The organism is uncultured Roseibium sp., from assembly GCF_947496995.1.
Taxonomy (GTDB): domain Bacteria; phylum Pseudomonadota; class Alphaproteobacteria; order Rhizobiales; family Stappiaceae; genus Roseibium.
Map to the genome: position 1 here is coordinate 127519 of NZ_CANMFD010000004.1, position 19724 is coordinate 147242.

Genomic DNA, 19724 nt, shown 5'->3' on the forward strand with positions numbered 1-19724 from the left:
CTTTGATCAGAATGTTCCATCGGCGGCTGCCGGAATTGTAAGTGCCGCATCCATGTGCTCGATCAGAAGCGCGGCCTTGGCCAGCGGGATGAGAGCGTGTTCGCGCATCAGGAATTCCGCGCGCGCGCCCTGGCACTGGCGAATGGCATCGAGCAGGCGTTTGTGGTCGCGCTGGGATTCGCTCATTGCCATCAGCGCCTCATCACGCGGCAGCACATAGAGCATGGGCGCGGAGCGGAACGGCAGGTTCGTGGTCCGCTCAAGCGAGCGGGTCAGCGCTGCGTTAGCGGCGATCTCGGTGATTGTCGCGTGAAAGGCGATGTTGATTTCGGAGAACCTCTGGAACGTCGCATGATCGCAGGCACCGGAGGCAATCAGCTCCTCCAGTTCGTCAATACAGCGAACGAGCGTGTCTTCCTGCTGCTGCGACATGCCCTTTTCCGCCGCCAGGCGTGCGGCCATGCCTTCGAGCGTGGCGCGGACCTCGATGATCTCCCGCAAGTCCTCCAGCGTGAACCGGCGAACACGAAACCCTCGGTTCGGTGCTCCCTCCACAAGCTCTTCCTGCTGAAGCGTTGCCAGGGCAAGGCGAATGGGTGTGCGTGAAACCTGAAGGAGCGAGGCCAGCCCGGACTCGGTCACCCGCTCGCCCTGGGGAAGTGCGCCCCTCAGAATCAGCTCCCTCAGACGCGCGGTCACCGCCTCGGTGCTGTTGGTACTGCTAGCTTCTCTCAATTGCATGCAATTTCCTCTCCGTCACGCCCATTGTTTTCAAGTTTTGCCGGATATTGCAACCAAAAGTGTTTGAATTGCATGCAATCATATGTCAACGTCCCCATACCAAGGCCTGAACCGACAAGGCCGATTGAGTGTTTAGGAGGAGGAAACATGATAGGAATTGCAAGACTCGCTTTATGCGCCGCAGCCGTTGTCGCGACCACCGTATGCCAGGGGAGTGCTCTGGCCCAGTCGCTCAAGGTCGAGACCGGCAACTCGGCCGGCCTGACAACCCTGGTCCCGCAGCTTCTGGCCAAGTCGCTGACCGAATCCGGCGTGACGCTGCTGATCAACTCGGACCAGACCCTGACACGCTCTGCAATGAGCCTGGGTATCGGGCGTATCGATGCGGCGGTCGTTCCGCCTCCGGCATTCAACGCCATGCAGCACGCCGCCGGCCCTTACAAGAAAGCCGGTGACAGCGCGAAGGAAGCCGCAGCGAACATTCGCTCGCTGTTTCCGTTCGCAGGCGGTGTTTTCCATCCTATCGTCTGGGCGGATTCCGGGATCGATTCCTGGGATGACATGAAAGGCAAGCGCATCTTCATCGGCCCACCGGCCGGTGCGGCCAACCGGCAGATCACCGGACTGATCCGGCTGGCCGGCGGCCTTGAGGAAGACACGGATTACACCCCTATCCGGCTCGGCTGGGGCGCCGCGATACAGGCCTTCCAGGATGGGCAGTTCGATGTCCTCGTCGGAGCGTTTCCGGTTGGAGCCGCCGCAGTTCAGCAGCTTGGTCTGCAGCGGGAAATACGGCTGATCGGTGTGTCCGAAGAGGTGCGCAACAGCCCGGAATGGGCCAAGTACCTCAACCAGATGGGCGAACTCAACAGCTCTGTGGCTCCGGGCACCTATGACGGTCAGGTGAACGGCGATGAAACCATCTCGATCCCCGCCTATGCGATGGTGTTCGGCGTCAACAAGGACATGGACGACGACCTGGCCTACTCCCTGACCAAGACATACTGGGACAGTGTCGACGGCTACAAGAAATCGGTCGCCGTGCTGGCGCAACTTCCCACGGATGATCCTTTGGCCGGAAACAACGTTCCGCTGCATCCCGGGGCCGCGCGCTATTACGAGGAACAGGGAATTGAAATTCCCGCCGCCATCGTTCCTCCAGCCGAATAACCCCTACCTTCGGAGAGGCCCGGAACAAGGGTCGAGACCTGCATAATGCCGAATGACCGAACGGACCTTTCAAGCGGACGACTGGCCAGGCGTGTGGCTCTGACCCTCGCTTTCTTCATGGCCCTGATCCCTCTCGGTCACAAACTTCCCGCGTTCGGCCCGATGCCTCGCATCGGGCCGTTCGAGGCGGAGCCCATGAGGGGCGGCGTGCTCGCATTGAGCGTGCTGATCTGTGTCGTCCTTGCGTCTTTCGGACGTCAGGGGCGCGGCCCGTTCAAGGTGTTGGGCTATCTCTTCGACACACTCCTGATCACCACGGCCGCCTGGGCCTGCTGGCGCTTTTATGTCGATGTCACGGCGATGCATCAAAGCATCGTCTTTTTCGAGCCGTGGCAGGCATGGACATCGCTTGCAGGCTGCCTTGTCGTGCTGGTCATGACCTGGCGGGTCTGGGGGGCTCCTCTGGCGCTGGTCGCCGGTGCCGCCCTCCTCTGGTTTCTTTGGGATTTCCGTGGCGATTTCGTTCAGGCGACGACCGAGAACCTCTGGATGGTTCTCGACGACGGCGTGCTCGGCAACATCATGGACATCGTTCTCAGCACCGTCTTCCCGTTCATCATTCTGGGCGCCATGCTCGAGGGCTGTGGTGCCGGCGGATCGCTGATCCGCGTTTCATTTCATACAATGCGCCGCTTCCGCGGCGGCCCGGCGCATGCCGCCATCCTCGCCTCGAGCCTGTTCGGCGCCGTCTCCGGATCGGCGGTTGCCAATGTCGTGGGAACCGGTGTGATCACCATTCCGATGATCAAGCGGCGGGGCTTCAGCGCGAACTTCGCAGGCGGTGTGGAAGCTGCGGCCTCCACCGGTGGCCAGGTCATGCCGCCGATCATGGGAGCGGCAGCTCTGGTGATGGCCGATCTCGTGGGCGTCAGCTACCTGACCGTCATCGTCGCCGCTCTGATTCCGGCGCTCACTTATTATGGCGCATTGTTCGCGTCGGTCATCTTCGAGAGCCGCAGGCTCGGGATCGAGGTCACCGAGACGATCGAGTCCGACATGATGGTCACCGCACAGGACTGGCGCAATCTGGCGCTTGTGGCCATTCCGCTTGCCGTCGTCATCATCTCGATGATCCAGGGGGCATCGCCCTCAGGTGCAGCCCTGACCGCGCTTGCCGTTCTCATCCCGCTCAGCTTCATGAACCCGGCTGTGCGCCAGCGCCCCTTCGCGCTTGTGGAGGCTTTCGCACGCGGCGGCCTGACCTTCGCACAGCTGATGATGGCCGTCGGTGCCATCGGCATTGTCGTCGCCTCCTTGTCGTCCACCGGCCTGCCTACAATGCTGGCCTTGCAGCTTGACGCGCTTTCCTCGCAGAGCCTCACCCTCACCCTCGTCATCGCGGCGCTCGGCTGCATCCTGCTTGGCATGGGCATGCCGACGCTACCGGCCTATCTGACGATCATCGTCATCAGCGGCAGCGCGATGATGGCGCTTGGCCTTTCGGCGCTCACGGCACATTTCTTCGTCTTCTATTTTGGCGTCGCCTCCGCGATCACCCCGCCCGTGGCGATCGCCGCCTATGCCGCCGCCGCGATCTCCGGCGGAAGCGCCATCGGCACAGGCGTGTCGGCTGCCCGCATCGGTGTGGCCATTTTCGCCATTCCCTTCATGTTCACCTTCAATCCGCAGATGCTTCTGGTGAGTGAAGCAGGAAGCGATGCCGGAGCGCTCGATATACTGCTGGTCATTGTGCGCAGCGGCCTGATGATCTGGATGCTGACCTCGGCGGCGAACCGCTTCGACGCGCGCCGCCTGAGCCTGCCGGAAGCGGTCCTCCGGCTGGCCACTGCTGCCGCGCTGATTTCGCCCGTCGCCTATATTCACCTTTCAGCCGTCGCCGTCGCCGGCCTCGCGATTGTCATAAACCGCCTGAACTTTCGCGCCACCGATGGCCGCAAACAGCCGGCACCCTGAAAAATGAAGCGATGCCTGTCGTGACTGCCGGAAAGATCCGGCTGAAGACCCGGGAAAACCAAAAGGATGTTGTCGTCAATAAGAGCCCTGATCCGTTCACTGAAAGCGGCTGTGAACCCTGATCGCTACCGGCCGGAACTGCACTACATGCGCGGACCGGGACCGGCCTGCCGGGAACAGAAGTCGCGCGCCGGGGACGGCGACACGGACCGGGCATGAACAGCTCGCCTCGATTCACACATTTTGAGTTGAGGCTTACCGCGAAGATCTCCGGCTGGGAAAAGCAAACATTGGGCTCGCGTGCCCTCCTCTTCGCACCAGAGTATTTCGCACGAGAATGCAGCGGCAATGTTGCCGAGACATCGACCTGACGCTGTTGTCGAGAGCCAGGAAAATTGTCAGATTGAGGCTGGTTGTCGTTGAGTGCATCGCCCCGAGACCACTCCTATCTCCCCGTCGAGAAACACTGAACCGCGCTGCAGTCGCAGCGCGGCCAAACCCACCACCACTAGGCAGGGGCGATTTTCCAAAGTTTTGCTGAGCAGCCGGGTTATTCCTTCCCAGACCTCCGCCAGGCATTGGCGACGCTCTTGTAGTTCAGCTTCGGCACCTGCTGTTCGACCGGGTAGGTTCCCTCCTTGCCCCAAAACCAACCACCGTTATCCCACACCGGAAATACCGTCTTCGCCTCGCCGTTCTTGTCTGGACGGCCCCAGGTCGTATCCGGTCCGAAACGCGTGATGCCGAAGGTCAATTCTGGGCCGGTCTCCCAAACGCGTTCCTCGTTCAGGAAGATGCAGGCCCCAAGCATGTTGCCCCCGGAACTTCCTGGCCTGGATGCCTTGATCTGCTCGGTCATCCACTCAGCCTGTTTTTCCTCGCTTCCCGTCTGCTCGATACTGGACCCGAGCTCCGTGAACATCACGGGCGGCACCGGAATATTGTTCTTCTCCCAATACGCCGGAAGGCGGTTTTCAAGGTAGTCCTCGATGGCAGAGCCTTCACGCTGAGGGTTTGTCGCAAACACCATTCTCGTTCGCCAGACTTTTTCAGCTATTGGATTCAGGCCCGAGCTGCGCTTCATTGCCAGAAACACATCCTTCATGTAGCCGGCACCTTCGATGTCGTCTTTCATGCCAAAGGACGTGCACACCATGATCGGAAGGCAAAATTTGTCTTCCAGGTTTCCTTCCCACTCGAGGATCCAGGATATCACCTGGGCCACATGTTCCGGTTTAGGATGTTCGACGAGCTCGTATTCATTAAAGATCTTGATCATGCCCGCGGCGGGGTGCGGAGGCCGCTGGCCGACCTCGCCCAAAATGGCTCGGATCAGTTCGTGCGCTTCCGCCATATCTCCGCTGGCCATCAGTCTCATGATATGGTTGCTGATGGGAATGGTGACCTTCATTCCCAGATCATGACAAGCATCGAAAAAGGGTTTGTGAACCAGGAATTTTAGATCCTTGCCGTGTTGATCTCTTTGGATGATTGGTTCGGACCAGTCATAGCAATGGATGAAATTTACCCCGAGCTGGTCCTTGAACCGCTTTAGATCTCCGCGCCCCTGCACACCGGTTTCGTCGTTGCCTTCCTCCGACCAGAGTTGCGTGAAGATATTGTTGTAGAAATCCGACCGGTGATAGATTGAATCGTATGGAGTACCTTTCTTATAGTTGCTTGGCCCCGGGTGGTAGGCCATGCCCTGAATGTTGCTGACACCGAAATACTTGCAGCGTTCCAAAGCCGTCATCACCATGCTCTTGTCCTCTCCCTAACAAAATGAAACGTCAGCACCTGCTGGCCCGGGCGAAAGCTGCGAATTCAAACACTCTCGCTTTTGCCAGATTTATGCTTCTCAAGCGCACGCAATCATTACATAAGCTGGGGAAAATTTCGAAGGCGTTCACATCAAAAATAAAAGTATATATTTTAAAAAAATAAAAAATATAAAGATATTATTCTCATAAATACTATTTATATTGCGGCTCAGAATAAATATTATCAAATTTCTATATAGAAACCAATGACTTATTATTTATTTCAACTAAAACTAGATAGATAGAGTTTTCTACAAATGAATTAATACAAAAAATAATGACACGGTCAATGAAATTGATCGTGCAAAGCAAACGTAGATTGAATTTTCATTCAGGTTCGCGCGCATCCCTCGCGAAGCCTTTGTTGTGCTCATGCAGGTCGCACCAGCACCCGTCATGCAGGGCCTGAGTGGATGCAAGGATTTCCTGCTCCGCTTTATCCGCTCGCCTGGATATTGGCTGAGTGCCCGCCGGCAAATTCCGGCGGCAGGTGCTGTGGGCATGCGCTCCCCACACGCTCCCCTGCGCGTCCATACGCAAACGCCGCCGGATTGCTCCAGCGGCGTTTGCGCAAAATCCAGGCAAAGCTACCCCTTCCCTATGACGCCCCTCACCGCACCAGAATGTTCCGGAACTGCCACGGATCCCTGGTGTCGATGTCTTCCTTGTAGAAGCCCGGGCGGCCTTCCAGCGGGGTCCAGTCGGTGTAATAGCCTTTGACGGGGCCAAGATACGGCCGCTGGATTTCCAGGCAGCGGCGATAGTCCATCTCGTCGGTCTCCACGATGCCGGCTTCCGGATTTTCCAGAGCCCAGACCATGCCGGCGATGACCGCAGACGTCACCTGAAGGCCGGTAGCATTCTGATACGGCGCGAGTTTGCGGGTTTCTTCCACCGAAAGCTGGGAACCGTACCAGTAGGCGTTCTTCTTGTGGCCGTAGAGCAGCACGCCCAGTTCGTCGGTGCCGTCCTGGAGTTCGTTTTCCTCCAGAACATGCAGCTTGTCCTGCACTTTGCCGGCCGAGCCGAACAACTCGTGCAGCGAAAGCACCGCCACATTGGCCGGGTGATAGGCATAGTGGCAGGTCGGCCGGTAGGAGACCTTCTTGCCGTCGTCGACCGTGAAATAGTCGGCGATGGAAATCGCCTCGTTATGGGTCACCAGGAAACCGTACTGGGCGCCCGGTGTCGGGCACCAGGTTCTGACGCGGGTATTGGCGCCCGGTTGCTCCAGATAAATCGCGGCCTTGCAGCCCTTCTTCTGTTGCCGGGCGTTGGCCGGTTTCCATTTTTCGTGGGTGCCCCAACCAAGTTCGGCCGGCTGGAACCCTTCGGAGAGAAATCCCTCCACGGACCAGGTGTTCCAGAATTCACCCGCCGGTTTCGGCTCCCTGGCGCGCTGGGTGTCGCGCTCGGCAATGTGGATGCCCTTGACGCCGGTTTTCTTCATCAGCTTCGCCCAGTCCTTGCGGGACTTAGGCTCCTTGAACTTCACACCGGTTTCAGTGGCCACATCGACCAGCGCCTGCTTGACGAACCAGGACACCATGCCCGGGTTGGCCCCGCAACAGGAGACCGCCGTCGTCCCGCCCGGCTTCCTCTTCTTTTCCTTGCGCACGGTTTCGCGCAGCGCATAGTTGGTGCGGTCCGCGGCCGATGCCCTGTCGTCGAAATAAAAGCCCGGCCACGGCTCGACCACCGTGTCGATATAAAGCGCGCCGAGCTTGCGGCAGAGCTTCATCAGGTCGAGCGACGACGTATCGACGGACAGGTTGATGACAAACCCCTGCCCCTCGCCCTCGGTGAGAAGCGGCGTCAGCACATCCTTGTAGTTTTCCGGTGTCAGAGCGGTTTTCTCAAACCTGTAGCCCCGGTCGGTCACCAGCTTGGCATTCATGTCGACAGGATCGATGACGGTGAAGCGGCTCTTGTCGAAATTGAAATGCCGTTCGATCAGCGGCAGCGTGCCCTTGCCGATGGAGCCGAGCCCGATCATCACCACGGGTCCGCTGATCGTGCCATGGACCTGCGGACGCCTTGCCGGAGCGGGCCTGGCCGCCCTCGATGCAGCCTTCGGAGCAGCAGCTTTCTTCATTGTCGCGGAACGGGCCGCTGTCTTTTTCGCGGCGGCCGGTTTTGTGGCCGCTTTCGGAGGCGTCGTTTTGGGAGGCTGCGCTTTTCTTGCGGCAGCCGGTTTCGCAGCAGCCGGCTTTGCCGCTGCGGGTTTGCCGACAGCCACGGCAGCCGGTGTTACGACGGCAGGTTTACTCGCTGCCGATTTGGTCGTTCCCGACTTTGTCGCCGCCGGTTTGATCGCGGCAGGCTTCATGGCGTTTTTCTGTCTGGCAGGCTTTGCAGCCGCCGGCTTTCTCGCACTTGCCGCCGCCGCTGCGGGTTTTGCAAAAGCCGATCGAGAGGTTGCCGGTTTTCCTGCCGCAGGTTTGGCTGCGGTCTTGCCGGCCGGTTTACGAGCTGGTTTGCGGGCAGGCTTTGAGGTCGTGGTTTTCGCCGGTTGTTTCGGCGCGCCGTCGTTGGTGTCGTCGGTCATGTTGTTCTCTCCGATCAATTCCTGTTCCGCCGCCAGACAGCTTAATCACGGGTCCGGTCCGGTGGGAATATTTACCTGCATAAAAAGTGCACTTATTGCGCCTGAGGACAGGTTTGACTGCTTTTCACTGGAATATCAAGCTTGGCGTCAGTTTCCCGGAAGCCTTCGACTTGCGACGCGTCAGACTCGATAGATCCCCCAGTTGCCGCCCCGGTCTTGAGCCGGGGCCTCGGGACAGGTCCCGGCTCAAGGCCGGGACAGCACAGGCGTTGGAAAGTCTCAGGCTGCTTTCGGCATTGAAAAGCCGTTCGAGAGCGGCGCGGGGGCGACTGCCGGGTCGAGATTGCCCGCAGCTTCCAACAGGCCGTTCAGCCCTGACAGATGGCCGCAAACCATTTCCAGCCCCAGGAACCTGTCCTGATCGACCGGTCCCGGAAGCGTGACGTCGTCCAGCAGCCCCGCCGCAAAACCGAAACGGGCATAATAGGGCAGATCTCCGACCAGGATCACCGATCCGTGGCCGTGCATGGCTGCCTGGTTGAGCGCATGGCGCATCAGCCTGTCACCAACCTTGTTGCCTCGGCACCCCGGGTCGACGGCCAGCGGTCCGAGCAGCAGGCTTTGGAACCCGTCGCGGTCCGCCACGGACCACAGACGTACCGTGCCGACCAGCTTGCCCGTGTCGTCAAGCGCTGTGAATGCGAAGACCGGCAGGCGGCCTTCGCGCAGGCGTTCCGATGTCTTGGCGAAGCGCGCCTCGCCGAAGCTGAGGTCGAGCAAAGCCTCGCGGGCGCCGATATGAACCGGCGCCTCCTCCACAATATCGATCATGGCGACGGCCTCAGATAACGAAGGACGCCAGCGGCGCGAAGCCGTTGAAACCGACAGTCGAATAGGTGGTGGTGTAGGCCCCGCAGGCCTCGATCAGAACCTTGTCGCCGATCGACAGGCTGACCGGCAGTTCATACGGTGTCTTCTCATAAAGAACATCAACACTGTCGCAGGTCGGCCCGGCCAGAACACAGGGTGCGGTCCGGTCGCCGTCGCGCGGGGTGCGGATCGGATAGCGGATCGCTTCGTCCATGGTTTCGGCCAGGCCGTGGAACTTGCCGATGTCCAGATAGACCCAGCGGATTTCGTCGTCGGCAGACTTTCTGGAGATCAGAACGACTTCAGCCTCGATCATGCCGGCATTGCCGACCATGCCGCGGCCCGGCTCGATGATCGTCGACGGCAGACGGTTGCCGAAATGCTTGGTCAGCGCATGGAAGATCGCTTCGCCGTAGCTCGGCACGCCCGGAACGTCCTTCAGGTAACGGGTCGGGAAGCCCCCACCCATGTTGACCATTTTCAGTTCGATGCCGCGCAGCGCCATTTCCTGAAAGACGCCTGCCGCCATCGACAGCGCGAAGTCCCAGGCTTGCAGGTTTGCCTGCTGCGAACCGACATGGAAGGAAACCCCATAGGCGGTCAGACCAAGACGATGCGCATGCTCCAGGACGTCGGGCGCCATTTCCGGATCGCAACCGAATTTGCGCGACAACGGCCATTCGGCCCCGGCGCCGTCACACAGCACGCGGCAGAAAACCTTGGAATGCGGAGCGACGCGGGCGATTTTCTCGACTTCCTCGACACAGTCCACCGCGAACAGACGAACGCCGTGCTGGTAGGCACGCGCGATGTCCTTTTCCTTCTTGATGGTGTTGCCGAAGGAAATGCGCTCGGCGGCGGCGCCGGTCGCCAGCACCATTTCGATCTCGCCGACGGAGGCGCAATCGAAGGACGAGCCGAGGCTTTCCAGGAGCGAAAGAACTTCCGGTGCCGGGTTGGCCTTGACCGCGTAATAAACGGATGTATCCGGCAGGGACTTCGCAAAAGCTTCGAAATTTTCACGGACGATGTCGAGATCGACAACAACGCACGGGCTGTCGTCTTGGCGCTGGCGCAGGAAGTCGCGGATACGGTCGCTCATGGGGATATCCCTTTTCTCAAATCAAGCCGCAGTCGCGCATCTGTTCCGGTGGGCGCGCTGCAGGTTCTCGTCGCAGGTGCCGCAATACGCACCGGGCCTCCCCCGGGATGGAACCGGAGGCCGGGTTGACTGCGGCGACGGTTGGGCAAGGCGGCTGCCGGTGGGCAGACACAATGCTTTCCCGCGTCGGGAATGCCGTTGATTGGATCGGGAGAACCGAGCCGCACGTCGGGCAATGATGTAACAAGTGCCTCTTCAGTGACGCCGGAGGTTGGAGACCCCGGCAGAGACCAAAAAAGCCCTCTTACGTCGTTGCTTTAAGCCGTCCGGATGATACTGCCCCGCCCCTTGGCGGATTGTCTGGCAGCGGTCCCTTAAGAAGCGTTTCTTCAACACTCCATGGACGACCACGGGCACGTGCGAATTTGGGCGAGGCGTATATGCGACGGTTTGCCGATCGATGCAAGCGGAAATTTTTGCATGGCTGCCCACCGGTTCCCGAAGGGGCTTTTCCGAAGGGGGCCGGCTTTCCGCCACGGCCTGCTGCACGATTGCAGAGGCGCGGTCCATGATGTATCAAACATCAAGGCACCGCCCTGACACTTTTGCACCGATCAACACTTGGATACCTGCCGAACCCGGCCGGTCTTGCGTTGAACCGGCGAACACGCACTGGCCGCCGGCACCGACCGGAACCGATGCATGGCGCCACCAAACGCTCAAAAGGACAAGGCATGCCTTCAGACAATTCCACCAACCAGCGCCTCGGCCGCATCGCCGCGACCCTCGGGGTCACCGACATCCACCGCTCCCTGCAGATTTATCATGCAGTATTCGGTCTCGAAAAAGTCTTCGAGAATGGCGATCCCGTGGGCTTCATGATCCTGAAGAAGGACGACGCGGAACTTCATCTGTCCCTGCAAAAGACTTACAAGGCCCCTGCATTCAATCAGGCACATATGCTTGTCGCGGACGCGGATGCAGCCTTGAAGGCCTGCGAGCGGCACGGATTGAGAATCATCCGGCACCTTCAGGACAAGGACTACGGATTGCGCGCCTTCGTCTTCGCCGATCCTGACGGAAACAGGATCGATGTCGGCCAGATCATATGAATGATCGGCCCGGATAGCCCGTATCGGTCCCTGCAGCGCTTGCATCAACCGCGTTGCGGGGGCAGATTTGACAATCAAGAACACTAAAAACATCCGGCAGGCGCCTCGCGCCTGCCCTTCGATGTGATGACCGGGAGAATGCTCAATGGCCGCGACACCGCCTGTCTGCGACTTCGGATGGAAGGCGCCGGATTTCACCCTGCCTGCCACCGACGGCGGCACTTATGCCCTCGGTGACCTGAAGGGCGACAACGGCCTGTTGCTGATGTTCATCTGCAATCACTGTCCCTACGTTCTGGCGGTGCTCGACAAGATCAACCGGGACGCAGCCGACCTGAAGGCGCTGGGCATCGGTGTCGCGGCAATCTGCTCGAACGACCCGGTCGCCTATCCGGCCGACAATTTCGACAACATGCGCAAGATGGCAGAAGAACATGCTTTTCCGTTCCCCTATCTGCATGACGCAGACCAGAGCGTCGCCCGGGCCTATGACGCAGCCTGCACGCCGGATTTCTTCGGCTTCAACCGGGACCTCGGCCTGCAGTATCGCGGCCGCCTCGATGCGACACGCGTCAACAGGCAGGCTCCCGATTTGCGCCGGGATCTCTTTGAGGCGATGAAGCAGGTCGCGGAAACCGGGGAAGGCCCCGCAGAGCAGATCCCGTCCATGGGCTGCTCCATCAAATGGAAGGCAGCATGATGCAGATCGGCAAACTCGACCACGTCAACCTGCGCACGACACGGCTCGACGAATTGATCGCCTGGTACGCGGACGTTCTGGGCATGAACCCCGGCCCCCGTCCCGATTTTCCCTTTCCCGGTGCCTGGCTCTACGCCGGTGACGCAGCTGCGGTCCACCTGGTCGGAATCGAGGGCCCGGAAGCGACAGGGTCGGATAAAGAACTCAAGCTGGAACATTTCGCCTTCACGGCCTCGGGCGCACAGGACTTCGAAGCCCGGTTGAAGGAACGCGGCGAAAAATATCGCCGCGCGGTTCAGACCGGCACGGGCACCGTCGCCTTCAACATCTGGGATCCGGACGGCAACCACATCCACGTCGACTTTCCGCCTGAAGAGTGACGCTGAGCACCTCCCTCTCGCCAGTCATTCCGGACAAGTGAGACGCAAGTCGAATGCAGATCCGGAATGACGCAGGAGGGGCTGGCGTTTCCTCTCACCTCTCACCTCACGTCACCCCGGACGCAGCGAAGCGGAGATCCCGGGCCTACTCGCGGTTCAGCTCGCTAAAAAAAGGATGTTTTGAGCAAGGAGGAGCCGAGCGCACGAGGCATTGCCAACTGCGCCTCTGCCTCAAAAGCTTTCGTATCGGATCCTGCTTTCCGGCACGCCTTCCGCCTCCAGCTCCGATTTCACCTTCGCCAGAAAACCCGCAGGACCGCACAGGAAATAGCTGGCGTCCAACCTGTCTGTGATCGACATCAGGAAATCGCCCGTGATCCGTCCGGCGTGGTGGAAGTCCCTGCCCTGAATATCCGGAGCCTGCGGCCGGCTGTAGAATATCTGCATCCCGATATCCGCCCCGGCTTCGATCAGTTCGGCGACTTCCCGTCGAAACGGGTGGTGATCGCCGTCGCGGGTGCCGTGGACGAACCAGACCGGGCGGCCGCCACCTTCCCGCGTGAGCGCATGCAACATGCTCAACATCGGCGTGACGCCGATCCCCGCGCTGACCAGCACCATCGGACCGGGCACCTCCGGCAGCACGAAATCTCCGGCCGGAGCCCGGCTCTCGACAATGGCGCCGACCTCCAGTCCATTGTGCAGATAGGTCGATGCCAGCCCGCCTGGCTCCCGTTTGACGGAAATCCGGTAGCGCTGATCGAAAGGTGAACCGGAGAGCGAATAGGTACGCTGCACCTTGCCGCCCAGCCCCGGAATGCGCAGCTCCACCGGCAGGTGCTGACCCGCCCTGAAGGCAGGCAGTGCTCCACCATCACGCGCCTCGAAGACGAAGGACATGACATCGGCGCTCTCCTGGTGCTTTTCGACCAGCCGCAACGAACGGGCGGAGACCGCGTCCGCCTGCCAGCGCAGGCGCAGGACGGAAGACAGCTCGACAATCTCTTCGATTTCCAGCGTGACCAGTTGGCGCGCGCCCGGAAACCTGGCAACATCCGCGCTGTCCCAGTCAATCGAGGCACGACCCGTCAGTTGCAGGAGGCTGCCGGTCGCAAAATCGAGAAACAGAAACCCGGCGCGCTTGTCGAGCAGGATGTTGCCCAGCGTGTTGTAATGCCTGTTGCCGGCATAATCCGGATAGCGGATCTTCGTGCCGCTCAGAACCTCGACGAAACCACGCTCGCCGCCCCGGTGCGAAGCATCCATGCCGAACGAGGCATCCTCGCCGTCGCCGCGATAGCCGGTGGCGAGAAAAAACGTGTCGGCGGAGGCGATCCAGTCTTTTTGATCCTCCGTCAGTACCGTTCCTCGCGTTGCCTTGCCGTCCGGTGCCCTGGAGCTCCACCAGAACGCCCGCTCGCGAATATATTGCGGACAGTTGCCGAAGGACTGGCCGACCGTGAAACGAAGACCGCCCTCTTTGCGCGCCGCCACGGTACCGTTCACCCGGTTCCGGCGCCGGGTCGCCAGTTCGATGCCGAGCAGACCGATATCGCTTCCCTCGATAAGCGCCCCTTCCAGCGCATCGCCGGGAACCGGCGCCGCCGCTATCTGAAGCTGTTCCGGATCGGCAGAAGACACAAAGCCCTCCGGGCCTTCCAGAACGGTTGCCCAGGGACGACCGTCATCATCTCGCGCGGCGACAACCAGAAACGGCTGGGCTGCGAAGAAATGCCGGTGCTGGTCGGGCAGGAACGGGCGAATGGCCTTGCGCGCCCAGCCCTCGATGTCGCGCTCCCCCAGCTTTTCCTGAATACGCCGTTCGCCCTCATGAAAGGGCGATGCGGAGCGTGTTGCGGATGCAAGCGGATCTGTCTCGTGCATGATTTCGGCCTTAATGGTTTAACGCTGGTCGGTCGCCGGACGCTTGCGAGTGAGCATCCGGCGGCCGCGTCGGATCGTCAGGCAGCAAGACCGGCCTTGGACACCGGCATTGCCACGAACCCCGGCAGGGCTTCGACACGCTTCAGGAACGCCCTGATCCGGGGATAGGGCTCCAGGGAGACATTCCCCTCCGGTGCATGGGCGGTGTAGCTGTAGATCGCCACATCCGCGATCGTGACACGGTCACCGACCAGCCAGTCCCTGCCCTCCAGATGACCTTCCAGCAGATCGAAGGCATAGGTTGCGGTCGCCTTTGCCTTGTTCGCATCCAGCTCCGCGCCGAAGACGGTCACAAGGCGCGCAGCGGCCGGGCCGTTGGCGATTTCATTGGCGGCGAGCGACAGGAACCTTTGAACCTGCGCTTCCGCCAGAGCATCCGCCGGCAGCCAGTCCGGGGCGTATTTGCGGGCCAGATAGACCAGAATGGCGGTGCTGTCGGCAATGACGATATCGCCGTCCTCGATCACCGGCACCTTGCCGGCGGGATTGAGCGTCAGGAACGGCTCTTTCTTGTGTTCACCGGCGGCGAGATCGACAAAGACAAGCTCGTGGTCGATGCCCGTGAGCCTGGCGAAAAGCTCCACCCGGTGGCAGTGGCCGGAGAGCGGGAAATTGTGGATGCGGATGGCATTGGACATGGCAGTTTCCTCGTAAATCCTGATTTTTCTGCGGTGCCGGTTCACATGAACAGCCCGCCAAGCCCAATATGCCAACGGATAAATCTGGAAATAATCTCCTCGTTTATTCAATAATTATGTACAATATGGAGATAAATCGGCACGGCGGAGAGCAACCCGGTGGACAGGATTGAAACGATGCGGGCGTTCATGGCCGTTGCCCGGGACAACTCCTTCACGGCAGCTGGCAGGCGGCTCGGCCTGTCGACCAAGCTGGTGAGCAAATATGTCCGGCACCTGGAGGCCGAGCTCCAGACCCAGCTCTTCAACCGCACGACCCGCAGTGTGTCGCTGACGGATGTCGGGTCCGCCTATCTGGAGCGCTGCCGTCCGATCCTGGAGCAGCTGGACGAACTGGACGCTCTGGTGCGCGAGCGCCAGGGTGCGCTGGCCGGGCCGATTCGCCTCACCGCGCCGACCGGCTTCGGCAGCACGCGTCTGCCTGCAGCACTTCTGCCCTTTTTGAAACAGCACCCGGATGTGGAACTCGACATGACGCTGACCGACAGCCGGGTTGCGATTGTCGAGGAAGGTTTTGACCTGGCCATCCGCATCGGATCCTTGAGAGATTCAACGCTGATCGCCCGCAAGCTCGTGGATATGCCGCTCGTTCTGTGTGCCGCGCCGGAGTATCTGAACGCCCACGGACGCCCAAAGGACCCACGCGCACTCGCCACTCACGTCTGCCTCGTCAACAATAACCAGGTCGATCTCAATGTCTGGCGGCTTCGCGCCGGAGGCCGCGAACATGCGGTCCGCCACAGAGCCACCATACAGGCAAATTCTCCTGGCGCCCTGGCCCGCCTTGCCGAAGGCGGGCTCGGCATTACAATCGCACCGCTCTACACCGTCGAGGCGGCGCTCGACAGCGGGAGACTGGAACGCGTGCTCCCGGATTATGAAACCGACGTCTTCGGCGTCTACGCCCTCTACCCACCCAACCGCCATCTTACCCGCCGGGTCCGCGCCCTGATTGATCATCTGGCTGGAGAGTTCAGCCGGTAGCATCGGGACAGCGACCACGACTGCCGATGACAAACGGAAAAAAGGGAGCCGCAGGTGCGGCTCCCTCTTTGTCGTCCCAACGTCTGGGTTCGCTTGCATGTGAACATCCGGCTCCGCGTGTGGAGCCGGATTATTCACATCAGCCTCGGTGGTGTTTGCCGTGGCCTTTGCCTTTTCCGCCGTGTTTGCCGCCCTTGAAGTCGGCTTTGGTGATGACGCCATCCTTGTTGCGGTCGGCGCGTTCCATCATCTTGTCCAGGCGCTTGTCATGCTCGTCGGCACTGATGCCCAGGCTGCCATCGGCATCGGCGCGCTGGAACATGTCGACGACACGGTTCTCGTTGAGGCTCAGCCACAGCGGGCCAAACTCCTCAAGAGTGAAGGACCCGTTGCCGTCCGTGTCGGCCAATGCGAAGAGTTCGGCGCGCTTGGCATCGAAATCCTCACGGCTTACAGCGCCGTCACCGTCGGTGTCGAAGAGCCCGAGGAACATCTGTCCCGGGCCGCCGCGACCGTGATGGCCGCCACGCGGACCGCCGCGCTCGTCGTGGCCACGGGCTTCGGCCCTGGGTCCACCCTTGCCGTCCCTGTTGCCACCTTTGCCGTCCATGGCTCCCTGGGCCTTTCTTTCGTCAGGTCCACGCCCTTCCGCCTGCCCGCGCTTGCCGCCGTGCATGCGTTCAGCGGTGCCGTTTCCATCCCGGTCCATCATCTTGAACAGACGGTTGGCAACCACATCGGTCTCCGCCTGTGTGACCGTACCGTCGCCGTCACGGTCTACGAACTGGAACGCCCGGACCATCCGGTCGTTGCTGCGGGTCAGGAATTCAGCCTTGAATTCCTCCAGGCTGATATCTCCGCTGCCATCGGTATCGGCAGACTGGAAACCCTGGGTCCGTACTTCCGAGATTTCCGCCTCGGTGATCACGCCGTCCTTATCCGCGTCGAAACGCTCGAAGATGCGCTCGGCATGTCGGCCGCCACCCGGACCGGCGCCATGACCACGTCCGCCGCGCTTGCCCATATGGGCGAAACGCTCGCCGGCGGCCTGTTGCATCTGTTTGCCCCCGTCCCCGTTTGCAGGCCCGCTTTGGGCCGAAGCAGACAGACCGGCGGTCAGTGCGACGCCCGCGACGCTCGCAGCCAGAGCGGCAATTGCAATTTTCCTGAACGGTTTCATTCCAACAACTCCTTGGTTCGTTGATGAGCTGAAGGTAGGTGGCAATTGTCGCAAGAATACCCTTCATACCGGTCCGAAGTGTCGCCATCTGTCCCGCTGGGCCATCCCGACACACTTTGTTACAAGTTCCGTGGGCACCATAAATCCCAGACTGCTATTTAAGCCTTAGAAACAAACAGATCGGTGGCTTCGCAAGAAACTGTTGTCCGGCGCGGCCAAGGAGATCACCCTGCTGTCATACACAATCCCGGCACTGCAGGATGCTCTCGTATGGAGACGAAAATGAGCGATCCGAGCCCTCATATCCTGGTGGTGGACGACCATCGCGACATACGCGAGACACTGGCCCGCTATCTGATCAAGAACGGCCTGCGCGCCACGACGGCTGAAAACGCCGCCCATGCCCGCAAGGCCCTGAAGGCTGCCTCCGTCGATCTGGTGGTCCTGGATATCATGATGCCGGGAGAGGACGGATTGTCTCTGTGCCGCCACCTGGTTGAAACCGGTGCCATGCCGGTGATCCTTCTGACCGCAATGGCCGATGACACGGACCGGGTGATCGGTCTGGAAATCGGCGCAGATGATTATGTTACCAAGCCGTTCAACCCGCGCGAACTGCTCGCCCGCATCCGCGCGGTGCTGCGCAGGACGTCCCTTGCGCCCCGCGAACGCGACCCGATCGAACAGGAACTGCTGTATTTCGACGGCTGGTCGCTCAACGTCTCGCGGCGGGAACTCAAGGATCCGGACGGCACGTCGGTCGCACTGTCCAGCGGTGAATTCCAGTTGCTCTGCACCTTTCTGAAACGCCCCAAGATGGTGCTGAATCGCGACCAGCTCCTGGATCTGACCACAGGCAGAACCGCGGCCGTCTTCGACCGTTCAATCGACAACCAGGTCTCGCGCCTGCGCCGCAAGATCGAGGCGGACCCGAAAGATCCGAAGATGATCAAGACCGTCTGGGGCGGCGGCTACATGTTTACGGCAGATGTGAAAGACCAGGCTGAATGAAATTACCCTCGTCCATCCGCAATGTGCTTTTGTTCCTGTGGCCCAGCACCCTGGCCTCGCAGCTGGTCGTGCTGTTGCTGGCCGCCATCGTCGCGGCCCAGGCTTTCAGCATCTGGATCTTTCAGGATGAACGGCGCATTGCGATGGTCGCCGTTGCAAGAGACAGCCTGCTGACGCGGGCGGTGTCCATCGCCGAACTTCTGGAGGACACCCCGCCGTCGCTGCAGGAACGGGTCGTGGAAGCCAGCAGCAGCCGGTTCGCGGTTTTCTGGCTGGGGGACACGCCACTGGCGCCCGAACCCGGCAGATCCAGTGTCGAACAGCGCCTGCAGGGCTATCTCAATGCCCAGCTGGCCAATGGCAAGACCGCGCATCTGAATATTCACGCCGATGAAAAACGCGGGCCCTCCAGCCGGAACTCCGCTCCGGGCGATCCTCCGAGCTGGCGCGCGGTGCCCAAACACGAGCGGCCGCGCAACCTGAACAAGATCATGAACCGGCCGGAAGACCTGGCGCTGTCGATCCCGATGTCGGACGGCAAATGGCTCAATGTCGCCACCAGCTACCGTCCGCCGCGCGGCACCTTCCTTCCCCTGCTGGTGCAATTGGGCCTGACGGCGCTCGCCGCCGTCATCATTATCGGCCTGGCCGTGCGCAGGGTCACGCGCCCCTTGAAGGAACTGGCCGTTTCGGCCGAAAGGCTCGGCCGCGGCGAGAACCTGGAACCGCTGCGTCCAAGCGGCCCGCGGGAAGTTCAGGCGCTCACCACCGCTTTCAACGAAATGCAGGACCGGCTCACCCGGTTCGTGCGCGACCGCACCCGCATGCTGGCGGCCATCAGCCATGATCTCAGGACACCGATCACATCGCTGCGGCTCCGGGCCGAATTCATCGACGACGACGAAAACCGCGAGAAGGTGATAGAGACCCTGGAAGAAATGGCTGCGATGACCGAGGCCACCTTGCGTTTCACGCGGGACGAAGCCCATGCGGAACCGGCGGAAAAAGCCGATCTTGGCGCGATTCTCGATGCTCTGGCCGGAGATCAGCAGGATCTCGGACAGGAAATTTCAGTCGATGTCGCCGACAGGATCGTCTTGTCCTGCCGTCCGATGGCCCTCAAGCGGGCGCTGCGCAATCTCATCGAAAACGCCATCCGCTACGGTAAAAACGTTTCAATCAAGGCTGTGAAGGATGCGGCCGAAGTTGTCATCCGCATTCAGGACCAGGGTCCCGGCATTCCCGAGGACCGCTTGAAGGACGTGTTCGAACCCTTTGTACGGCTTGAAGAATCCCGAAGTGAGGAGACCGGCGGAATCGGTCTCGGACTGGCGATCGCCCGCTCCATCGTCCATGCTCATGGCGGAACGATCAGACTGGCGAACCGGCCCGAAGGCGGGCTGGAAGTGGAGATCAGACTGCCTCTGGGGGCCTGAAACCGACGGTCGCCTCTCCCCCCGATTGCTGCCCGGCGCGCTGTTTATGAAATC

General features: G+C 60.8%; 18 protein-coding genes. 10 read left to right on the top strand and 8 right to left on the bottom strand.

The window, feature by feature from the left end; genetic code table 11:
• Positions 1-6: 6 nt before the first annotated feature.
• Positions 7-741: a GntR family transcriptional regulator gene (locus Q1B40_RS16605; protein WP_299816798.1), complete on the bottom strand. Its 735-nt coding sequence runs from the start codon at positions 739-741 to the stop codon at positions 7-9.
• Between the two features lie 147 nt (positions 742-888).
• Here Q1B40_RS16605 and Q1B40_RS16610 point away from each other — a divergent pair, with 147 nt between their 5' ends.
• The 3 genes from Q1B40_RS16610 to Q1B40_RS16620 all read left to right on the top strand — a co-directional run bounded on the left by Q1B40_RS16610 (position 889) and on the right by Q1B40_RS16620 (position 4104).
• On the top strand, positions 889-1911 hold the full coding sequence (locus tag Q1B40_RS16610; RefSeq protein ID WP_299816800.1) for a TAXI family TRAP transporter solute-binding subunit: 1023 nt from the start codon (positions 889-891) through the stop codon (positions 1909-1911).
• Positions 1912-1956: 45 nt separating this feature from the next.
• Positions 1957-3885, top strand: a complete 1929-nt coding sequence (locus tag Q1B40_RS16615) for a TRAP transporter fused permease subunit (RefSeq protein ID WP_299816802.1) — start codon at positions 1957-1959, stop codon at positions 3883-3885.
• A 66-nt stretch (positions 3886-3951) separates the two neighbouring features.
• The gene (locus Q1B40_RS16620; RefSeq protein ID WP_299816804.1) at positions 3952-4104 is read left to right on the top strand and encodes a hypothetical protein; all 153 of its coding nucleotides are present in this window, start codon (positions 3952-3954) and stop codon (positions 4102-4104) included.
• A 331-nt stretch (positions 4105-4435) separates the two neighbouring features.
• Here the strand turns inward: Q1B40_RS16620 and Q1B40_RS16625 are convergent, their stop codons facing one another.
• Both Q1B40_RS16625 and Q1B40_RS16630 read right to left on the bottom strand, forming a co-directional pair.
• A complete protein-coding gene (locus Q1B40_RS16625; protein ID WP_299816806.1) occupies positions 4436-5644 on the bottom strand; it encodes a hypothetical protein in 1209 nt (402 codons plus the stop codon).
• 671 nt (positions 5645-6315) lie between these two features.
• The gene (locus Q1B40_RS16630) at positions 6316-7701 is read right to left on the bottom strand and encodes a homospermidine synthase (protein ID WP_299817733.1); all 1386 of its coding nucleotides are present in this window, start codon (positions 7699-7701) and stop codon (positions 6316-6318) included.
• Between the two features lie 142 nt (positions 7702-7843).
• Between Q1B40_RS16630 and Q1B40_RS16635 the strand changes: the two genes are divergently transcribed.
• A complete protein-coding gene (locus Q1B40_RS16635) occupies positions 7844-8446 on the top strand; it encodes a hypothetical protein (protein WP_299816808.1) in 603 nt (200 codons plus the stop codon).
• An 86-nt stretch (positions 8447-8532) separates the two neighbouring features.
• Here the strand turns inward: Q1B40_RS16635 and Q1B40_RS16640 are convergent, their stop codons facing one another.
• Together Q1B40_RS16640 and Q1B40_RS16645 are read right to left on the bottom strand one after the other, a co-directional pair.
• Positions 8533-9084: a GNAT family N-acetyltransferase gene (locus Q1B40_RS16640; RefSeq protein ID WP_299816810.1), complete on the bottom strand. Its 552-nt coding sequence runs from the start codon at positions 9082-9084 to the stop codon at positions 8533-8535.
• 10 nt (positions 9085-9094) lie between these two features.
• Positions 9095-10225, bottom strand: coding sequence for a type III PLP-dependent enzyme (locus tag Q1B40_RS16645; protein WP_299816812.1), 1131 nt, complete (start codon positions 10223-10225; stop codon positions 9095-9097).
• Between the two features lie 734 nt (positions 10226-10959).
• Here Q1B40_RS16645 and Q1B40_RS16650 point away from each other — a divergent pair.
• From Q1B40_RS16650 to Q1B40_RS16660, 3 genes are all read left to right on the top strand, one after another.
• Positions 10960-11337 (top strand): glyoxalase/bleomycin resistance/extradiol dioxygenase family protein, encoded by a 378-nt coding sequence (locus Q1B40_RS16650; protein ID WP_299816814.1) that lies wholly within the window; start codon positions 10960-10962, stop codon positions 11335-11337.
• A 145-nt stretch (positions 11338-11482) separates the two neighbouring features.
• On the top strand, positions 11483-12037 hold the full coding sequence (locus tag Q1B40_RS16655; protein ID WP_299816816.1) for a thioredoxin family protein: 555 nt from the start codon (positions 11483-11485) through the stop codon (positions 12035-12037).
• Positions 12034-12417 carry a VOC family protein gene (locus Q1B40_RS16660; RefSeq protein WP_299816818.1) on the top strand — a complete coding sequence of 128 codons (384 nt, stop codon included), beginning with the start codon at positions 12034-12036 and terminating at the stop codon, positions 12415-12417. Before Q1B40_RS16655 ends, Q1B40_RS16660 begins: the two co-directional genes overlap by 4 nt.
• Before the next feature lie 231 nt (positions 12418-12648).
• Here the strand turns inward: Q1B40_RS16660 and Q1B40_RS16665 are convergent, their stop codons facing one another.
• On the bottom strand, positions 12649-14301 hold the full coding sequence (locus Q1B40_RS16665; protein ID WP_299816820.1) for a pyridoxamine 5'-phosphate oxidase family protein: 1653 nt from the start codon (positions 14299-14301) through the stop codon (positions 12649-12651).
• 77 nt (positions 14302-14378) lie between these two features.
• On the bottom strand, positions 14379-14999 hold the full coding sequence (locus Q1B40_RS16670; protein WP_299816822.1) for a glutathione S-transferase family protein: 621 nt from the start codon (positions 14997-14999) through the stop codon (positions 14379-14381).
• Positions 15000-15158: 159 nt separating this feature from the next.
• Here Q1B40_RS16670 and Q1B40_RS16675 point away from each other — a divergent pair, with 159 nt between their 5' ends.
• The gene (locus Q1B40_RS16675) at positions 15159-16043 is read left to right on the top strand and encodes a LysR family transcriptional regulator (protein WP_299816824.1); all 885 of its coding nucleotides are present in this window, start codon (positions 15159-15161) and stop codon (positions 16041-16043) included.
• A 139-nt stretch (positions 16044-16182) separates the two neighbouring features.
• Here the strand turns inward: Q1B40_RS16675 and Q1B40_RS16680 are convergent, their stop codons facing one another.
• Positions 16183-17223: a calcium-binding protein gene (locus Q1B40_RS16680; protein WP_299816826.1), complete on the bottom strand. Its 1041-nt coding sequence runs from the start codon at positions 17221-17223 to the stop codon at positions 16183-16185.
• 282 nt (positions 17224-17505) lie between these two features.
• On the opposite strand from Q1B40_RS16680, the gene Q1B40_RS16685 reads away from it, so the two are divergent.
• Both Q1B40_RS16685 and Q1B40_RS16690 read left to right on the top strand, forming a co-directional pair.
• Entirely contained in the window at positions 17506-18234 is a 729-nt protein-coding gene (locus tag Q1B40_RS16685; RefSeq protein WP_299816828.1) for a response regulator, read from the top strand.
• Positions 18231-19670, top strand: a complete 1440-nt coding sequence (locus tag Q1B40_RS16690; RefSeq protein ID WP_299816830.1) for an ATP-binding protein — start codon at positions 18231-18233, stop codon at positions 19668-19670. The genes Q1B40_RS16685 and Q1B40_RS16690 overlap by 4 nt, the downstream gene beginning before the upstream one ends.
• The last annotated feature ends 54 nt before the right edge of the window (positions 19671-19724 follow it).